We start from the raw sequence: 16,884 nt of genomic DNA, 5'->3' as shown, positions 1-16,884 counted from the left end.
TGGGCCCCGGGAACAAGTCCCGGGGTGACGAGGATATAGAGCGCAAGGCGTCGAACTCAGCGGTATTTGATACAAGCTTGGCGCTCTTGCTGGAACGCAGCACCGGGCATAGGCTTCTGCGGCCGATCCGGAGAGTTCCATGCGCACGCTGCTGATTGCCGGCCTGACCCTTGCCGCCGCGACCGCTGCTCAGGCGGCGGACACACCAAAGCCTCTTGTCCTGTCGTTGGCCGACGCCAACCGCGATGGCGTGGTCAGCCAGGACGAGGCCGCCGCCGTCCTGATCCGGACCTCAAACGTGGGCGAACTCTCCCTGCCGAGGCCCCGCGCGGCCGTGGCCGAACCCGAGTTTGAAGCCCCCGAGCCGGGCCCACTGGACATGGCGCGCCGCATCGTGCCGGCCAGCGAGTTCGAACTGGCCAACGAATACCGCTTCATCCGGGAAGTCAGACGCCGTCGCTGACCTCCCGTCAGCCCGCCGTCGATACGGCCAGCCAGGCGGCCATGGCCAGCAGGGACAGGGCGAAGCCGCCGCGCACGATCTTGCTGGCGCTGGCCCGCCGCAACACGGCCCCTGCCCGGTCGGCCAGCAGGACAATGGTCGTGTGAATCACGACGCTGACCAGCACATGGCAGCTGCCCAGCACCAAGGCCTGGGTCGCCGGGGCGGCATGATCGGGTTTGATGAACCCCGGCAGCAGGGTCACATAGAACAGCGCCGCTTTCGGATTGAGCAGATTGGCCAGCAGACCATGCTGGAAATGCCGCCAGTCGCTTCCGGGGGCGGCTCCATCGTCGGCTTCCGCTTCGCCTTCGCGCCAGGCGTCATAGGCCATCCAGACCATGTAGAGCACGCCGGACCAGCGCAGCAACTCGTAGAGGCCACGGTTCTGGCGCAGCACTTCGGTCAGGCCAAAGACCGCCGCCAGCATATAGGCTGCAAGGCCACAGGTAATGCCAAGGACCGTCACCAGTCCCGCCCGCCGGCCCTGCAGGGCCGACAGCCCGGCCAGATAGCCCATATTAGGCCCAGGGGTGAGCTCGATCAGGATGATCGCCGCCAGGAACGGGGCGATCATCGCTGGATCAACAGGCCAGGCCGCGTGGTGCACGGCCCCGCCCTCCTAGAGGTCGGCGTAGATGTGGGTTTCCTCGGCCGCGCCAGGGTGCGTGGTCGCCCCCAGATAGGCCGGGCCCACCAGCTGGGTGAACTTCCAGATCGCGCCGCTGTTGTAGTTGTGCTTGCGCGGAGCCCAGACAGCCTTGCGGCGGGCCAGTTCCTCGGGCTCGACCTCCAGGTCGATGGTGCCCTTGGTGGCGTCGATGCTGATGATGTCGCCGTCCTGCACCAGAGCGATGGGACCGCCCACGGCGGCTTCGGGACCCACGTGGCCGATGCAGAGGCCGCGCGTAGCGCCCGAGAAGCGGCCGTCGGTGATCAGGGCGATGTTCTCCACGCCCTGGCCATAGATGGCGGCCGTGGTCGACAGCATCTCGCGCATGCCCGGCCCGCCCTTGGGACCCTCATAGCGGATGACCAGGACGTCGCCTTCCTTGTAGTCGCGGTTCGACACGGCCTCGAAACAGGCGGCCTCGCCGTCGAACACCCGGGCCGGGCCACGGTGCACCTGGTGCTTGAGGCCGGCCACCTTGACGATGCCGCCCTCGGGGGCCAGCGAGCCCCAAAGGCCCACGACGCCGCCGGTCGGCGACAGCGGATTGGACACCGGACGGATCACGTCCTGGTCCTCGCGCCAGACCACATCGGCCAGGTTCTCGGCCAGGGTCTTGCCGGTCACGGTCATGCAGTCGCCGTGCAGCAGACCGGCGTCCAGCAGGGTGCGCAGCAGCATCGGCACGCCGCCGGCCTCGCCCATGTCCTTGGCCACATAGCGGCCGCCGGGCTTGAGGTCGGCGATATAGGGGGTGCGGGCAGCGATCTCGGCTACATCCTTGAGGGTGAATTCGATGCCGCACTCATGGGCCATGGCCGGCAGGTGCAGAGCCCCGTTGGTGGACCCCCCTGTCGCAGCGACGACGACGGCGGCGTTCTCGAAGGCCTTGCGGGTGCAGATGTCGCGCGGGCGGATGTTCTGCTCGATCAAGCGCATCACCGCCTCGCCCGAGGCGACGGCATACTGGTCACGGTCCAGATACGGCGCAGGCAGGGCCGAGGACAGCGGCAGGGCCAGGCCGATGGCTTCAGACACGCAGGCCATGGTGTTGGCGGTGAACTGGCCACCGCAGGCGCCGTCCGACGGACAGGCATGCTTTTCCAGCTCGCACAGGGTCTTCTCGTCCATGGTCCCGGCCGCGAACGAGCCGACGCCCTCGAAGACGTCCATGACGGTGATATCCTTGCCGTTGAAGCGGCCCGGCAGGATGGAGCCGCCGTACAGGAACACCGACGGCACATTCAGGCGAAGCATGGCCATCATCATGCCCGGCAGGCTCTTGTCGCAGCCAGCAACGCCGACCAGGGCGTCATAGCCATGGCCGCGCATGGTCAGTTCCACCGAGTCGGCGATGCAGTCGCGGCTGACCAGCGAGGACCGCATGCCCTCGTGACCCATGGCGATGCCGTCGGTGACGGTGATGGTGCAGAACTCGCGCGGCGTACCGCCGGCCGCCTTGACGCCCTGGGAGGCTGCATGGGCCTGACGCATCAGGGCGGTATTGCACGGTGCCGCCTCGTTCCAGCACGAGGCCACGCCGACGAACGGCTGGGCGATGTCGCGGGTGCCAAGGCCCATGGCGTAGTAATAGGAGCGGTGCGGCGCGCGGGCCGGACCTTCGGTCACGTGCCGGCTGGGCAGTTTGGACTTGTCCCAGCTTCCGTCGGGTTTCCTGGTCATGGCGCACGCCCTTTAGAATGAAGAGCGGTGGGATTAGCCCACGCCGGGGCGGTGTGGAAGGGTTTGACGGTCAGTTTTTGCCCGTGACGAGCGGATGGCGGCGACTTTCATTGCGAGCGGTTCGCGATGGGCGGCCGGACGGCGCATGATCGAACCCTCTTGGCTCGGGACACGACCTCGCGACCTCACGCGGGAAACCGCCGAGTTGGTGGGAAGGGTCGCGGAGCGTCCGGGCCTCGCCCGGAGGATGGGATAGTGAATACCGTTTCGACGAAAACAGACGCTCCGCGTGATCGTTATCCCTCTGGCCGGGGCGCGCGGGTCTAGTTCAACCCTATGCCCCACCCGGGCTTTGCCCTCCTCGCGACGGACCCAGCCCTGAAGCTGCAAGCCACGCCGATTCCGGAGGAACCCGGAGCGAACCTTCGGACGGGCGGAGGCCTTGGCTTGCCCCCGATAGGCGGGTTTACGTCACCCGCCCTCTCTTTAAACCGGACGCCCGGGCCTTGGCCCGAACGGTGGTCCCGCTCGATCACCCCTCAAGGCCCATCAGGTCGCCGGCCGACGTCCCTTCCCTTGCCTTGGGGTGAGATCAGTATGCGGGAGGTTTCGACGCGGGGGATACAGAGGCGGGAGAAGGCTTTAAGTAATTGATTTTACTGCATTTTACTGGCTGTACGCAGAGGATAGAGCACCCATCGCTCACAAATTTGTGTCATCCCGGAAGCCTCGTAGAGGCTGTCCGGGACCCAGGGGCCAGGGCAATGCGGTTGCCCCTGGGTCCCGGCTCTACGCTTCGCTGCGGCCGGGATGACAAGCATTGTTGGCGGTCGAAGACACCTTCGCGCCGAAGGGAGCCATCCTTAAATCTCACGGCGAGACGATCGCCGGTCAGGACTGGCTTGCGTGAGATTTAAGGATGAGCGGGACGCCGGGCGTCGCCCTCATGGTGCCTTCACATCCTGCCCCCGCGCATAAGCGACCAATGCCGCTGTCGACGCCAAGGTTTGAATGGGCAAGGCCTTCATGCATGCAGCTTCTACAATTGAAGACTCTTCGATCGAAGCTGGCGCGGTAAGCGTTATGAAGGCAACCTGAGTACCATCTACTGAAGGTACCCATTCGCTCTTTCCAGGCCAGGACGCCACGGTCCTGATAGCCACAACGCCCTTGGTGCAATCCACTGCGAAATCGCGGATCATAAAAACTTGCCCTGTCGGACTCGGGCCGATGCCCGCGACCCATATCGAGCGCCCAATCGTCTTGGCACCCTCCTTAGATCTATAGGCCGTAGATACAAAAATAGCTTTGTGGTCTGCGCGCCAGATCAAATCGTGACGTCCCGCAGGATCACCGTCCGGAGGCTGACCAACCGTTGTCTCAAGGGGCCTGATCGCCAGTGGAGGCGGCGTGTAAACATTGTAGATCGAGTCGATATTTGTAAAGCCAAGCTCAGAAATTCTGTCCTTTAGCGCGAGTTCAAGCGTGGAAAATTTCCGCCCCCTCGCTTCATTTTTACAAGCGAAGGGCACCATAGAACCAATATCGTCGGGATCTTTGTAGAAATTGAAACTACCGAACTTATGGACAGGTTGTTTAGCCGCTTGACTTGGTGGACGACCGAAGCTCTCACCTGTTTCTTGCCCAATGCCCCAGAAACAGTCCAACCTGACACGCTTTTGCCATAGGAACACACCCGCTTGCTCGGAAACGCTGTAAACAGTCACAACGTCGAACTCGACCAGACCATCGGCATTTCGCACAGGCGTTGAGTAGTACTGCCCCTGCTCGCCTTGCCAACCACTGGACGTTTCAGCGGCGACACCTTGCGCAAGAAGGCCACAAACCGCGATCGCAGCGACAATCAATCTCAATTGCATAGTTAACGCCTCCACCCTACCCCCCCGCCGCCTGCTCGACCGCCAGGGCCAAGTCCAGGGCCCGGGCCGCTTCCACGCCGGTGACGACCGGACGCGGGGCCTCGCCGCGCACCGCCGCCAGGAAGCCCGCCACGCTCAGGCCCAGCGGGTCCTTGCCGGCGGGGGTTTCGGTGAAGTCCTCAATCAGCGGGAACGGCGTGGTGTTGCGGAAGGTGCGGGCCAGGAAGTCGATCTCGACCTCGCCGGAGGGATAGACCACCTTCATGGTCCGCTCGCGGGCTTCGGCGACACGTGAGGCGTCAAACACGGCGGTGAAGCCGTTCTCGAAGGTGGCCTCGACCTTGACCCAGTCGAGCGACGACGAGCGGGTGATGGCCCCCTCGCCTTCTACGGTCACGGGATCGGCTGCGCACAGGGCCAGGGCCAGGTCGATGTCGTGGATCATCAGGTCCAGTACCACCGAGACGTCGAGATTGCGGTCCGAGGGCGTACCGCGACGCACGGCTTCAAGGCGCAGTGGCTGCTCGGGAATGTCGAGCAGGCCCATGGCCTGGAACACCACCCGCTCCTGATGGCCGCAAGCCAGGGGCACGCCGGCCTTGCGGGCTGCGGCGACCATGGCGTCGGCATCCTGCGGCGTCACCGCCAGGGGCTTTTCGGAATAGACCGGCTTGCCCGCCTTCAGCGCCGCCAGAGCCGCCCCGGCGTGGTGGACAGCCGGTGTGGCCACGGTCACCACGTCGACGGCGGCCAAGAAGGCGGCCATGTCGTCATAGGGCGTCGCGCCCAGCGGTTCGGCCAGGGCTGCGGCGCGGGCCAGATCAATGTCGAACACCGCGACGAGGTCAACGCCCGGCAGTTCCACATACTTCTTGGCGTGATAGCCGCCGAACACGCCGGCACCGACGACGCCGGCCTTCAGGGGGCCGGCCTTAAGGATCGCTTGGGTCATGCCTGCTGTCTAAACCGCTTCGCCGTCGCTTAGAAGCACTGGAGCATGACGCAGGGACAGGCTAAACAAGCGTTTAAATTAGAAACTCTCAGGGAAACGCCCCATGACCGCCTCACGCGAAATCCGACTGAAGAGCCGCCCCGTCGGGGTTCCGACCCACGCCGACTTCGAACTGGCCACCGTCGAGGTCGGCGCGCCCGGCGAGGGCGAGGTGCAGGTCAAGAACCTGTGGATGTCGGTCGACCCCTATATGCGCGGCCGGATGTATGACCGGGCCAGCTATGTGCCGCCGTTCGAGCTGGGCAAGGCCCTGCAGGGCGGCGCGATCGGCCAGATCGTCGCTTCCAACGATCCCGATTTCGCGGTCGGTGACATCGTCAACTCGATGTTCGGCTGGCGCGAACTGTTCAACATTTCGCCCGCAGCCATCAAGGCGGCCGGTGGCGCTATGGGCGCCCTGACCAAGATCGACACCCACGGCCTGCCGCCCCAGGCCTTCCTGGGCATCCTGGGCATGCCGGGCATGACCGCCTATGCGGGCCTGCTGCGCGTGGCCGCCCTGAAGGACGGCGACGTCGTATTTGTCTCGGCCGCCGCCGGGGCCGTGGGTTCGGTGGTCTGCCAGATCGCCAAGCTGAAGGGCCACACCGTGATCGGTTCGGCCGGCGGTCCGGAAAAGGTCGCGTTCCTCAAGTCGATCGGCGTCGATCACGTCATCGACTACAAGGCGACACCCGACGTGGTCGCCGAACTGGCCAAGGCCGCGCCCAAGGGCATTGACGTCTATTTCGAGAATGTCGGCGGCGTACACTTGGAAGCGGCCATCAATTCGGCCCGTCCGTTCGCCCGCTTCGCCCTGTGCGGCATGATCTCGCAGTATAATGAGACCGGCAAGCCGGTCGGCCCGTCCAACATCATCCAGGCCGTCGGCAAGAGCCTGCGGATGGAAGGCTTCATCGTCTCCAACCACTACGACCTCTATCCGGCCTTCGTGAAGGACATGGCAGCCTGGATGGGCGCCGGAAAGCTGCAGTGGAAGGAAACCATCGAAGACGGCGTCGAGAACGCCCCCGAGGCCTTCATCAAGCTGTTCAACGGCGAGAACCTGGGCAAGATGCTGGTCAAGCTGGGCTAGGACGCCCGTCGGCTTTCATCCCCGAAAGGCTTGTCATCCCGGACGCGCGTAGCGCGATCCGGGACCGCCGCGTGAACTCCGCGCTAGTGGCGGTCCCGGATCTGCGCGCTCCGCGCTTGTCCGGGATGACAACAGTTTTTTGCCTTAGCGCGTCTTCAGTTCCGTCAGTTCCAGCCCCTGTGCGGTCTTGATGAAACTGAAGTCCACCCGCGCCCCCGGCGTGACGGGCGCATCGGCCAGAACATCGGCATGGGCGGTGAAATCACTGCGCCCCGGGGCCAGGCCGGCGGTGCTCGCGCCCTCGTGATCGAGCGTGATCGTCATGCCGTCCAGCGCCGCTATTACGCCCCTTGAGTCGTAGATCGGCAGGGCTTCACGGGCCTGGGCGCTCTCCAAAGCCGCTGCAGGGGTGGCCGATTTCTGCGCGCCAGGGCCACAGGCGGCCACCATCAGAAAGATCAGAAGAGCGACAAGAGTCTTGTTTTTCATAAGCTTAGGACAGTCTCTGCAAGCCATTGCCGCCGCCTTCCCCAAACGGCGCCCGCCTTTTTTGCCGCAACCGCGAGATCGGCGTGATTTCTGGTAGCGATTTCGTGATCGAAGTTTTACTATTGGGGACGCCGGTGGCTCTCCACGCCGGAAATCGACCGCAATGCTGCAAGCTCTCCGACCACGGACGTTCCCCTAGCGGACGAGCGCGCGGACGGAAAGCTCGAACCGCGTAAAGTCGAGCTGTTCGGAGAGGGCCGGCCAAGGCCGGACAACCCGAGACGATGACCCGATGAGCGACCGCTCCAGCCTCTTCGACCTGCGCTCCTCAACGAGCGTGTCCCTCGATCAGGTCTTGCAACGCCGCGACACGGTGGAAATCCCCGTCGAGGCCCCGCTGGCCATGCCGGTGCAGCACCTCGCCTTCTGGCAGGGCGGCGCGCGCCGGGCCACCAGCGTGGTGTCCGACATGGCCACCCGACGCTGGATCGTCGGGATTTTCACCCTGGTGATGGGCGCGGCCGGCTGGAAGGCCACGTTCGACACCGTCGCCCTGGGCGGCGTCACCCGTCTGGAAGCCATTGTGCTCACCTTGCTGGCCCCGCTGTTCCTGGCCCTGTCGCTGTGGTTCTGCACCGCCCTGGCCGGCTTTGTGATCCTGCTGGGCAAGCCCAAGGATCCGCTGGGCATCGACAGCGCCAAGCCGATGCCGAAGCTGCGGGCTCGCACCGCCATCCTGATGCCGGTTCACAACGAGGACGCCGCCGAGGTCTTCGCACGCCTGCGCGCCATGGACGCCTCGCTGGCCGAGACCGGCAATAGCCGCGCCTTCGACATCTTCATCCTCAGCGACACGCGCGATCCGTCCGTGGCCCTGGCCGAGCAGGCCTGCTTCGCCCGCTTCCGCCGCGAGGCCAACTGCGCCGTCTATTACCGCGTCCGTCAGGAAAACAAGGGCCGCAAGGCCGGCAATGTCGCTGACTGGGTCGCCCGCTGGGGCAGCAGCTACGAGCACATGCTGATCCTCGACGCCGACAGCCTGATGACCGGCGAGGCCATGGTCCGCCTGGCCGACGCCATGGAGCGTCACCCCGGCGCCGGCCTGATCCAGACCATGCCGATGATCATCAACGGCCAGACGATCTTTGCCCGCACCCTTCAGTTCGCCACGCGCCTGTATGGCCGCGTCGCCTGGACGGGCCTGGCCTGGTGGTCGGGCAGCGAGAGCTCGTTCTGGGGCCACAACGCCATCGTCCGCACCCGCGCCTTTGCCGAGACCTGCGGCCTGCCCTCGCTGGACGGCCCCAAGCCGTTCGGCGGCGAGGTGATGAGCCACGACGCCCTGGAAAGCGCCCTGCTGCGCCGCGGCGGCTGGAGCGTCCACCTGGCGCCCTATCTGGACGGCTCCTACGAGGAGAGCCCGTCGAACCTGCTGGACTTCGCCACCCGCGACCGCCGCTGGTGCCGGGGCAATGTGCAGCACATCCCGCTGGTCGCCCTGCCCGGCCTGCACTGGATGAGCCGCATGCATCTGGTGATCGGCGTGCTCAGCTATGTGCTCTCCCCCCTGTGGTTCATCGCGCTGGCGGCCGGCGTCGTTTCGCGACTGCTGATGCCGGAACTGAAAAAGGCGGCCTTCACCCTGGCCGACCTGCAGGCCGCCGCTCACGCCCTGATCGACTGGCGCGAGATCCAGGCCACGGCCTGGGCAATGATCATCACCTTCATCCTGCTGTTTGGCCCCAAGATCCTGGGCACCATCCTGGTCTTCTCGCGTCCGGAAGAGCGCAAGGGCTTTGGCGGTCGTCGCCGCATCGCCGCAGGGCTGGGCGTCGAGATGCTGTTGTCGGCTCTTGTCGCCCCCATGCTGATGTTCACCCAGACCCGCGCCCTGGTCGAGATCCTGGCCGGCAAGGTCGGCGGCTGGGCCACCCAGCGCCGCGATGCCGACAAGGTCAGCGGCAAGGAAGCCTTCCGCGCCATGGGCTGGATCTCGGTGACGGGCTGCGCCCTGGCCCTGGGCTTCTGGTTCACGCCCGACCTGCTGACCGCCACAGCGCCGATCCTGGCCGGCCTGATGCTGGCTGTGCCCCTGACCATGCTGGGCGCCCACAAGGCCGCCGGCCTGCGGGTCAAGGCCAATGGCCTGTTCATGACCCCGGAAGAGCGCCGTCCGCCGGCCATCGTCCGCGCTGCCCTGGGCCCGGTCTGCGAGCCCCCGACCCGCTGGATGGCCCGCGATGCTGGCCTGCTGCCCGTAACCGACAAGCCCGCCGAACAAACCGCCGCCTGACAGCAACGCCGCTGGCCCCCGCCGCCGGACCGGAGTAGAAGCGCGCTTCGTTCATTCCTGACGGAGCCAACGCCGTGTCGCGCCTGTTCAGCGCCTATGTGATCGTCGACTGGAGCGCGGCGGCCAAACCGACCACGGGGGCTGACTCCGTGTGGATCGGCGTGCTCAAGCGCGACGTGCGCTTCCGCCTGACGTTCGAGAGCCACAACCCGGCCACCCGCCAGGAGGCCGAGGTCAAGCTGGCCGCCATCCTGGATGACTTCAAGAAGCGCGGCGAGCGGGCCCTGGTCGGCTTCGACTTCCCGCTGGGCTTCCCGCAGGGCTTCGCCCAGGCGCTGAACCTTCCGGGCGAGGCACCGTGGCGCGCGGTCTGGGACCAGCTGAACAAGATGGTCAAGGACAAGGCCGATAACACCAACAACCGCTTCGGCGTGGGCTCGGAAATCAACCGGCGCCTGACCGGCGGGCCATTCCCGTTCTGGGGCTGCCCGCCCAAGGACACCCTGACCACCCTGCAACCCAAGCGCTCGCGCGAGCATGGCGAGGGCGACCTGGCCGAGTTCCGCTTTGCAGACAAGGCCGCCAAAGGCGCGCACTCGATCTGGAAGCTCTATTACAACGGCTCGGTCGGCGGTCAGGCGATCGTCGGCATCCCGGCCGCCCGCCGCCTGAAGGACGCCCGCGGCGACGCGGCGCGGGTCTGGCCGTTCGAGACGGGCTTCAAGGCCCTGACCGAGGCTGATCTGGAAGACGTACTGGTGGTGATCGCCGAGGTCTATCCCTCGCTGCTCAAGGCCGTCCCCGCCCCCGGCGAGGTCAAGGACCTGGCCCAGGTGCGTGCGCAGGCCGAACACTTCGCCAAGCTGGACGAAGCGGGCAAGCTGGGCGCGATCTTCGCCCCGGGCAAGGATGTCCCGGCCGAGGTGGTTGAGGCGGCACAGACCGAAGAAGGCTGGATTCTGGGGGCGTAAAGCGGCGCGCCCCTAGAAGTCTCCAATCAGCATCAGACCCAAGACGGGCTTCTCGCCCATTTCTACGCGCCTGTAGTTCACGAGCGCAGCGCATTCGATCAGGGCCGAAAACTCGTCAGGACATCGGCGCCTAAAGTCCGCTGCGTCGTCGATTCTCAGCATCACGAACTCACCCTGCGAAACAGAGGGGTTCGTCATGCCGCTCGCCGGGTCGTCGATTGAGGTCAAGCAATCGATCCAGGCGTTCATGTTTCTGCCGTAGAACTCTGGGAAGCCCAGAGCCTGCCGGAAAACCGTATAAAAGCTTTGGCAATCCAAGATCTCTTTGGTCGGGATCGGCACTACAAGCGTGCTCATCGATGTCAGCCCCGTTCCCTCACATCCAGCATCCGAAACCGCGCCAGCAGGAACGCCGCCGAGACGAAGCTGGTCACCACCACGGCCCAGACGATGCCGTTAACACCTAGCCCCATCGGAATGGCCAGCCACCAGGCCAGCGGCCCCATGATCACGCCATAGCTGATCAGGTGGGTGAAGGTGGGCACCCATACCTCGCCGCGCGCCCGCAGGGCCTGGGCCGCCACCACCTGCACGGCGTCGGGGGCCAGGAACAGGCAGGTCAGGGCCAGGGCAGGCGCGATGATCGCCAGGGCCTGCGGGTCGGCGGTATAGGCTGACCCAACCAGATGGCGCAGGGGCCACAGCAGCAGGGCCGCCACCACACCGACCACCGCCGTGAAGGCAAATGAGATCCAGCCCGCGCGGGTCATGCCGGCCGGATCACGCGAGCCGAACGCCCGTCCCACCTGCACCGAGGTCGCCGTGGCGATGCCCAGGGGCAGCATGAAGATCACCGCCGCCACATTGATCACCACCGCCCAGGCGGCCACCGACAGCCCGCCGATCCAGCCGGCCACCAGGCTCATCCCCGCAAAGGCCGCCACCTCGAAGAAGTTCGACGCGCCCGCGCCATAGCCGATGCGGCGCTGCTCGATCTCGGCGGGACGGTCGCGGTCCGGCTTGTCGAACACGCCCAGCACCCCGGCGTCCTTCAGGCGCAGCACATAGATCCCCAGCATCAGCACCAAAGCCGCCCGCGCGCCAAAGGTGGCCCAGGCCCCGCCCACCGCGCCCAGGGCCGGCAGGCCGAAGGTTCCCGGCACCAGCAGCAGGTTGACCGCCAGATTGATCGCATTGGCCACCCACATGGCGATGGTCACCGGTCCGGGCCGCGAAAGCCCCTCCAGCCAGAAGCTGAGCGCCACCGAAATCGTGTAGAGCGGCAGCGATAGCGAGAAGACGATCATCGGCGCCGTCGCCCCGTCAGCCAGGGCCTTGGGCAGGTGGACGCTGTGCATGAAGAGCGGCCCCAGCGCGGCCAGGGCGATGGCTGAGGCCATGCCGATCCAGAAGCCATAGATCAGGCCGCGCCGCAGCACCGCCCCGGTCTCGTGCGGGTTCCCGGCCCCCAGAGCCCGCGAGGTCATCACCTGAACGCCCACCAGCAGGCCCACCGCCATGGTCACGAAGATCGACGACGGGGCCCAGGCCATGGCGTGGAACCCCAGCTGCTCGGCAGAGAACCGCCCCACCACGATCGCGTCGGTCAGGCCCATCACCATGATGCCCAGGCGCGACAGCACCACCGGCCCCGACAGGCGCAGCAGCTCGTTCAGGTCGGTTCGGATGGGTCCAAAGCGCCGCGCAGGAGGCGGCGCCGAGGCGGCCGCGTCGCGGGGCATGGCGAGGTCTTTCTCAAAACGGCCGGCAAAGTGACCCAAGGTGCCGGTCGCGGCAAGGCGGCTTGTAGCGGAACAGAGCGATACGGGCGGGCTTGGCTCAGTGCGGCCAGGTCTCGGCCAGCACCTTGGCGACGCCGTCCTTGAGGCTGACCTCCAGAGCCGGCGTCTTGGGCTGGCCGGGCGCGAACAGCTCATAGATCACCATGCCGTCGTTCTGGGTGCTCTCGATCACCCGGACGGGCTGGGCCTTGCCGGCGGCGGTCCGCACGGCGGCCGGTGCATCAGCCCAGGCGATGTCGCGCTGGGTTTCGACGATCTCCCAGGCGCCGTTCTTCTCCAGCAGGTCGAACTCGATCTCGGCCCCGTTTGGCAGCACGCCCTCGACATCGAAATAGCGACGGTCCTCGCGTTCCTTCAGTTCGGCTTCCGTCACCTTCAGGCCAGGAGCGGCCTTCAGGACTACAGCCAGAACCAACGGCGGCACGTCGGCGGCAGCGACGGGGGTAATTTTCGTCTCTGGCGCGCCGGCCAGGGCGGCAGGAGCGATCAGGGCAAGGGCAAGCACCAGGGTCGGGGCCAGGGCAAGACGGCAGTTCATGGTGTTGTCCTCAGGGGCGAGAGCCGGCGGTTGGTGGCGACTGTGCCCCAAAACCTGCCCGCCCGGCGATGCTAAGCTTGTATCAAACACCCTCGCCGCGCAAAGGACCCGCCATGGCCCTGCACCTCGCCCAGATCGCCCTGCTGGTCCGCGACTATGACGAGGCCCTGGACTTCTATGTCGGCAAGATGGGCTTTGAGCGAGTCGAGGACACCGACATGGGCGGCGGCAAGCGCTGGGTCGTGGTCTCGCCCGGCGCGGGCGGCTCGCAATTCCTGCTGGCCCGGGCGGCTGATGAGCATCAGGCCCTGCGGGTGGGCGACCAGGGCGGCGGCCGGGTGTGGCTGTTCCTCAATACAGACGACTTCGCCGCCGACCATGGCCGGATGAGCGCGGCCGGCGTACGGTTTCTGGAAGAGCCTCGCCACGAGGTCTATGGCACGGTGGCGGTGTTGGAAGACCTGTATGGCAACCGCTGGGACCTGATCCAGCCCAAGGCATGACCCGATGATGCGCTTTTTGGCCCTGCTGGGCGCTGTTGTGATGCTGCTGGCGGGGCCAGCCCTGGCGGGTCCCGCCAAGCCACGCGTGCTGTATCTGAGCCAGTCGGCGGGATGGCGACATGCTCCGGTGATCCGGCCCGAGGGTGCCCTGGCCCCGTCAGAGATGGCCCTCGCAGACCTCGCGAAAACCTCGGGTGCCTTTACGCTGGAGACCACTCAGGACGCCCGCGAGATCACGGCGGAAAAGCTGAAGTCGATCGACGTGCTGGTGTTCTACACCACCGGCGCCCTGCCGATTTCGCCGGCCAACTGGCAAGCCATTCAGGACTGGGTGGCCAGCGGCAAGGGCGGCTTCATCGGCCTGCACAGCGCGGCCGACACCGGCTGGCCTTATGAAGGCCCGGGCCAGACCTATGCCCGCTTCATCGGCGGCCAGTTTGCCGGCCACCCCTGGACCGAGGGAACCCCGATCACCGTCGCCGCCGTCGCGCCGCACGCCACGACCGCCGCCTGGCCCGCCCGGTTCGCCCATGCCGAGGAAATCTACCAGTACGCCGACTTCGATCCGGCCAGCACGCGGGTGCTGCAGGCGCTGGACTTCACCGGCACGCCGCTGAAACGCCCCTATCTGGTTCCGCTCTCCTGGGTGAAGCAGATCGGGCGTGGCAGGCTGGCCTTCACCAATCTGGGCCACACGACCTCAACCTTCCAGGACCCGCGCTTCCAGGCCCAGTTCGTCGCCATGGTCCGCTGGACCACGGGCAAGGGCCGCACGGACGCTGCGCCCAACCCACAGCAGCAGGACATTTGGGCCATGCGCTCGCTGCTGGCCTATGAGGGCTTGCCTGCTGCCGAGATCGACGCTCGCGCCACCCGACTGGCCCTGGCCGACAAGACCTGGCTGGACACCACGGCCGGCAAAATCGCGGCCCTGCGCATGATCTACCCCGCCAAGCCCGACAGCGACCCCGCCCCGTTCCGGGCCGCCTATGAGCCGCTTCTGGCCGAGGTATTGAGCCGCTCCCAGCCCTGAGTCGCTAAGGCTTGCGCTTGGCCGGGGTGCCGGGACGGGCGGGCGGCTGGACCGGAAACTCGATCCTGCTCATGTCATAGCCCAGGGCCTGGACCCTGATGGATGCATGCGACGGCCTGTCAGGCGTGCGAACCGAACGCCTCGGCGGCGAATTGGGTCAACTGGTCGGCGAGGTCTTCGGGCCAGACGGCGATGCGGGCGGCGAAGGCCTCGGCATCACCGGCGAACAGGGCCCGGATGGTCTCCTCGAAGCCCAGCAGATCACCAGCCATGGCGCTGGCGAAGCGATAGGCCGCCTCGCGCGAGCGGCGGATACGATCAGGCCCCTCCCCGTCGCGGCGCGCCGCCTCGACCAGCTTGCGCAGCGCCACCGAGGCCCCTCCCGGCTGGGCTGCCAGCCAGTCCCAGTGGCGCGGCAGCAGGGTGACCTCGCGCGCCGTCACGCCCAGACGCGGCCGCCCCCGACCACGGGGAGCCGTCTCGGCCTCACCCTGCGCTGGTGCCAGGCGCGCCGCCAACGCTTCGGGCGAGCCGCTGAGATCGAAATCGACCTGTCGGCCTTCGACGTCGAAGATCAGCGCCGCAACACCCGTCGTCGCCGCATGCTGGGCGGCCAGCGCTGCCTCCAGCCGCGAACCGGAGACCAGTCGCGTCGTGCCGCAGAACACCACAAACGGCCCACTCATCGGTTCAGCTTCCGAGCGCTCAGTTGTACGATCCAGGCATCGCGGCGCTCTTTGAGCAGAGACGAGCGGCCCAGGTCGCCCAGCCCTTCGTCGTCGATGACCTCGAGCGGTTCAAAGGCGAAGGCCGCCTCGCCCTGCGCCGCCCAGGCGGCCTGCAAGGTCTTTTCGGAGTGAGAACCGTGCCGGAGCGTGAACCATACCCCGCTCTGCCGCGTGGCCAGATCCGGCGTCGCGCCCACCCAGGCCTCGCCGGTGGCGGCGCAGCGCACCGCATAGATCCCCGCCTCAATCTTGCGGTCCCGATAGTCGCGCGTCAGCGCCTTGCGTCCGGTCATCAGAGTCTCCTGACGCCGCTTTTCACCCGGACAAAATGGAAAGTCAATAATACCCGGATATAATTAAACTTCAGCTGGCCGTCGGTCGGAAGGCCAGATAGCCGCGCTCGACCATGCGTCGCAGCGCCTCATAGGCCTCGGCAATCTCGTCATAGGCGGTCCGCAACTGGGCCAGGCGGGCAATCTGCTCAGGCGACGGGGTATGGGTGGTCTCGGTCAGGGCGACGGCGGCGGCCACCCACTGGGCCCGCGCATGGGCGGCGGCGACGGCCATATGCTGGAAGCGCGCGGCATCCACGTGGCCGAGCGTCTGGCCGATCACCGCCTTGTTAGAGGCGAAGGCGGTGTAGTCGATCTGTTCGAGATAGCCGCGCAGCCGGCGATGAACCTGAGGATCGCCATCCTCGGGCTCGAAATGATCCTGCCCGCGACGGCGTGAGCTGGATGTGACGGTCGATGACATGCGCCCCTCCCGCCCGGCTTCGAACGCCTCAGAGACGCCGGGTCTGGGCACAGACTGCGCCCGACTGTTTAAGAGGTCCTTGCCGCCTTCGGACCGCCCAAGCCCGCTAAACTCCCGGCAGGGCCTTCCACCCGAAAGCCAGCAGCGGCCGGGCGTCGGCGGCGAACCGGACAATCACACAGGGGAGATCTGGCCCGCCGATCTCCACCCCGGCAAGCTCGCGGCGCACCAGCCAGCGGGTGCGCTTGATCGCCGCTTCCAGCGGACCGCCGGCTTGGTCCTCGAACCCCTTGGGCATGCGCTTGGTCGGCTCGCCGGTCTCCAGTGTCAGCCCCTTGGCCGCCAGGGCCTTTTCGACCGCCAGCCACCCCTTGGGATCGGCGACGATGGCCTGGCGAAAGGCGTCGATATGCGGCCGCTCCGACAGATAGAACCCGGCCGCCACAAAGGCCCCTCGCCCGGCATAGCTGTCGTCGGATCCGCGCGCCGACGGCAGGGTCGAGGGGTCCAGGGGGTCAATGGTCTGGGGATCAAACGCCGGCGTTGAGCCGCCTTCGGGCTCGATATGCACATAGACCATGCCCGGCGACATCTTCTGGCCATCGCGGGTAAGGGTGGCCGAGACATGGGTCTTGTAGGGGCGTTTGTCCCTGGAAAACCGCACGTCGCGGTGGATGCGAAACACCGTGTTTTTCGGATGTCCCGCCAGCGGCAGCCCCTTGGCCTCGAAGACGTCATTCAGGGCCAGGATCAGCGAGACCAGGGTGGGCTTGAGCCCCGCGTCGAACGGAGCCCGGTTGGCGGTGAACCACTCGCGGTCATTGTGGGCGGCCAGGCCGGTCAGAAAGGCGAGGTCGGCGGTGGCGAAGCCGGGGAACGGGGTGACTGTCATGGAGCGAGGGTAGCTTGAAACACCAGGGCGTGTCCTGCTGCCACAGCCTGGCAGCAA

At 66.6% G+C, this 16,884-nt stretch carries 18 protein-coding genes and 1 pseudogene; 6 read left to right on the top strand and 13 right to left on the bottom strand.

Translation table 11 applies throughout. From position 1 onward, the window contains the following. Positions 1-139 precede the first annotated feature (139 nt). Positions 140-463, top strand: a complete 324-nt coding sequence (locus ACW179_RS12390) for a hypothetical protein (RefSeq protein ID WP_492059813.1) — start codon at positions 140-142, stop codon at positions 461-463. A gap of 7 nt (positions 464-470) precedes the next feature. Here the strand turns inward: ACW179_RS12390 and ACW179_RS12385 are convergent, their stop codons facing one another. From ACW179_RS12385 to ACW179_RS12365, 5 genes and pseudogenes are all read right to left on the bottom strand, one after another. Then, a complete protein-coding gene (locus ACW179_RS12385; RefSeq protein WP_492059812.1) occupies positions 471-1,112 on the bottom strand; it encodes a LysE family translocator in 642 nt (213 codons plus the stop codon). 12 nt (positions 1,113-1,124) lie between these two features. Further along, a complete protein-coding gene (ilvD, locus tag ACW179_RS12380; protein WP_492059811.1) occupies positions 1,125-2,855 on the bottom strand; it encodes a dihydroxy-acid dehydratase in 1,731 nt (576 codons plus the stop codon). Between the two features lie 702 nt (positions 2,856-3,557). Beyond that, positions 3,558-3,716 (bottom strand): annotated as a pseudogene (locus ACW179_RS12375) (hypothetical protein). An 83-nt stretch (positions 3,717-3,799) separates the two neighbouring features. Beyond that, positions 3,800-4,735 carry a hypothetical protein gene (locus tag ACW179_RS12370; RefSeq protein WP_492059810.1) on the bottom strand — a complete coding sequence of 312 codons (936 nt, stop codon included), beginning with the start codon at positions 4,733-4,735 and terminating at the stop codon, positions 3,800-3,802. 16 nt (positions 4,736-4,751) lie between these two features. Next, positions 4,752-5,687, bottom strand: a complete 936-nt coding sequence (locus tag ACW179_RS12365) for a Gfo/Idh/MocA family protein (protein WP_492059809.1) — start codon at positions 5,685-5,687, stop codon at positions 4,752-4,754. 103 nt (positions 5,688-5,790) lie between these two features. On the opposite strand from ACW179_RS12365, the gene ACW179_RS12360 reads away from it, so the two are divergent. Next, a complete protein-coding gene (locus tag ACW179_RS12360; RefSeq protein ID WP_492059808.1) occupies positions 5,791-6,822 on the top strand; it encodes an NADP-dependent oxidoreductase in 1,032 nt (343 codons plus the stop codon). A 144-nt stretch (positions 6,823-6,966) separates the two neighbouring features. Here ACW179_RS12360 and ACW179_RS12355 read toward each other — a convergent pair whose 3' ends face one another. Beyond that, positions 6,967-7,311, bottom strand: a complete 345-nt coding sequence (locus ACW179_RS12355; RefSeq protein ID WP_492059807.1) for a copper-binding protein — start codon at positions 7,309-7,311, stop codon at positions 6,967-6,969. Between the two features lie 292 nt (positions 7,312-7,603). Here ACW179_RS12355 and mdoH point away from each other — a divergent pair, with 292 nt between their 5' ends. Beyond that, the gene (mdoH, locus tag ACW179_RS12350; protein WP_492059806.1) at positions 7,604-9,604 is read left to right on the top strand and encodes a glucans biosynthesis glucosyltransferase MdoH; all 2,001 of its coding nucleotides are present in this window, start codon (positions 7,604-7,606) and stop codon (positions 9,602-9,604) included. Between the two features lie 74 nt (positions 9,605-9,678). Further along, the gene (locus ACW179_RS12345) at positions 9,679-10,575 is read left to right on the top strand and encodes a cobalamin biosynthesis protein CbiG (protein WP_492059805.1); all 897 of its coding nucleotides are present in this window, start codon (positions 9,679-9,681) and stop codon (positions 10,573-10,575) included. A 12-nt stretch (positions 10,576-10,587) separates the two neighbouring features. Here ACW179_RS12345 and ACW179_RS12340 read toward each other — a convergent pair whose 3' ends face one another. The 3 genes from ACW179_RS12340 to ACW179_RS12330 form a co-directional block, all read right to left on the bottom strand. Then, a complete protein-coding gene (locus tag ACW179_RS12340; RefSeq protein WP_492059804.1) occupies positions 10,588-10,932 on the bottom strand; it encodes a barstar family protein in 345 nt (114 codons plus the stop codon). A 5-nt stretch (positions 10,933-10,937) separates the two neighbouring features. Continuing rightward, positions 10,938-12,317, bottom strand: coding sequence for an MATE family efflux transporter (locus ACW179_RS12335; RefSeq protein WP_492059803.1), 1,380 nt, complete (start codon positions 12,315-12,317; stop codon positions 10,938-10,940). 97 nt (positions 12,318-12,414) lie between these two features. Then, positions 12,415-12,915, bottom strand: coding sequence for a PepSY domain-containing protein (locus tag ACW179_RS12330; protein ID WP_492059802.1), 501 nt, complete (start codon positions 12,913-12,915; stop codon positions 12,415-12,417). Positions 12,916-13,028: 113 nt separating this feature from the next. Here ACW179_RS12330 and ACW179_RS12325 point away from each other — a divergent pair, with 113 nt between their 5' ends. Beyond that, positions 13,029-13,418, top strand: coding sequence for a VOC family protein (locus ACW179_RS12325; RefSeq protein WP_492059801.1), 390 nt, complete (start codon positions 13,029-13,031; stop codon positions 13,416-13,418). Positions 13,419-13,422: 4 nt separating this feature from the next. Further along, the gene (locus tag ACW179_RS12320; RefSeq protein ID WP_492059800.1) at positions 13,423-14,451 is read left to right on the top strand and encodes a ThuA domain-containing protein; all 1,029 of its coding nucleotides are present in this window, start codon (positions 13,423-13,425) and stop codon (positions 14,449-14,451) included. A gap of 119 nt (positions 14,452-14,570) precedes the next feature. Here the strand turns inward: ACW179_RS12320 and ACW179_RS12315 are convergent, their stop codons facing one another. The 4 genes from ACW179_RS12315 to ACW179_RS12300 form a co-directional block, all read right to left on the bottom strand. After that, the gene (locus ACW179_RS12315) at positions 14,571-15,137 is read right to left on the bottom strand and encodes a DUF2239 family protein (RefSeq protein WP_492059799.1); all 567 of its coding nucleotides are present in this window, start codon (positions 15,135-15,137) and stop codon (positions 14,571-14,573) included. After that, the gene (locus ACW179_RS12310) at positions 15,134-15,472 is read right to left on the bottom strand and encodes a GIY-YIG nuclease family protein (protein ID WP_492059798.1); all 339 of its coding nucleotides are present in this window, start codon (positions 15,470-15,472) and stop codon (positions 15,134-15,136) included. Before ACW179_RS12310 ends, ACW179_RS12315 begins: the two co-directional genes overlap by 4 nt. A gap of 70 nt (positions 15,473-15,542) precedes the next feature. Further along, positions 15,543-15,935 (bottom strand): hypothetical protein, encoded by a 393-nt coding sequence (locus tag ACW179_RS12305; RefSeq protein WP_492059797.1) that lies wholly within the window; start codon positions 15,933-15,935, stop codon positions 15,543-15,545. Between the two features lie 106 nt (positions 15,936-16,041). After that, positions 16,042-16,827 carry a DUF2461 domain-containing protein gene (locus ACW179_RS12300; RefSeq protein WP_492059796.1) on the bottom strand — a complete coding sequence of 262 codons (786 nt, stop codon included), beginning with the start codon at positions 16,825-16,827 and terminating at the stop codon, positions 16,042-16,044. Positions 16,828-16,884: the final 57 nt, after the last annotated feature.

This window comes from Caulobacter sp. AVps18, from assembly GCF_058681425.1.
This window is presented reverse-complemented; position numbering and strand designations above follow the sequence as displayed.

Coding starts and splice junctions, on each gene's coding strand:
- ACW179_RS12390 (WP_492059813.1), top strand. CDS start 140: ATGCGCACGCTGCTGATTGCCGGCCTGACCCTTGCCGCCGCGACCGCT.
- ilvD (WP_492059811.1), bottom strand. CDS start 2,855: ATGACCAGGAAACCCGACGGAAGCTGGGACAAGTCCAAACTGCCCAGC.
- ACW179_RS12370 (WP_492059810.1), bottom strand. CDS start 4,735: ATGCAATTGAGATTGATTGTCGCTGCGATCGCGGTTTGTGGCCTTCTT.
- ACW179_RS12365 (WP_492059809.1), bottom strand. CDS start 5,687: ATGACCCAAGCGATCCTTAAGGCCGGCCCCCTGAAGGCCGGCGTCGTC.
- ACW179_RS12360 (WP_492059808.1), top strand. CDS start 5,791: ATGACCGCCTCACGCGAAATCCGACTGAAGAGCCGCCCCGTCGGGGTT.
- ACW179_RS12355 (WP_492059807.1), bottom strand. CDS start 7,311: ATGAAAAACAAGACTCTTGTCGCTCTTCTGATCTTTCTGATGGTGGCC.
- mdoH (WP_492059806.1), top strand. CDS start 7,604: ATGAGCGACCGCTCCAGCCTCTTCGACCTGCGCTCCTCAACGAGCGTG.
- ACW179_RS12340 (WP_492059804.1), bottom strand. CDS start 10,932: ATGAGCACGCTTGTAGTGCCGATCCCGACCAAAGAGATCTTGGATTGC.
- ACW179_RS12335 (WP_492059803.1), bottom strand. CDS start 12,317: ATGCCCCGCGACGCGGCCGCCTCGGCGCCGCCTCCTGCGCGGCGCTTT.
- ACW179_RS12330 (WP_492059802.1), bottom strand. CDS start 12,915: ATGAACTGCCGTCTTGCCCTGGCCCCGACCCTGGTGCTTGCCCTTGCC.
- ACW179_RS12325 (WP_492059801.1), top strand. CDS start 13,029: ATGGCCCTGCACCTCGCCCAGATCGCCCTGCTGGTCCGCGACTATGAC.
- ACW179_RS12320 (WP_492059800.1), top strand. CDS start 13,423: ATGATGCGCTTTTTGGCCCTGCTGGGCGCTGTTGTGATGCTGCTGGCG.
- ACW179_RS12315 (WP_492059799.1), bottom strand. CDS start 15,137: ATGAGTGGGCCGTTTGTGGTGTTCTGCGGCACGACGCGACTGGTCTCC.
- ACW179_RS12310 (WP_492059798.1), bottom strand. CDS start 15,472: ATGACCGGACGCAAGGCGCTGACGCGCGACTATCGGGACCGCAAGATT.
- ACW179_RS12305 (WP_492059797.1), bottom strand. CDS start 15,935: ATGTCATCGACCGTCACATCCAGCTCACGCCGTCGCGGGCAGGATCAT.
- ACW179_RS12300 (WP_492059796.1), bottom strand. CDS start 16,827: ATGACAGTCACCCCGTTCCCCGGCTTCGCCACCGCCGACCTCGCCTTT.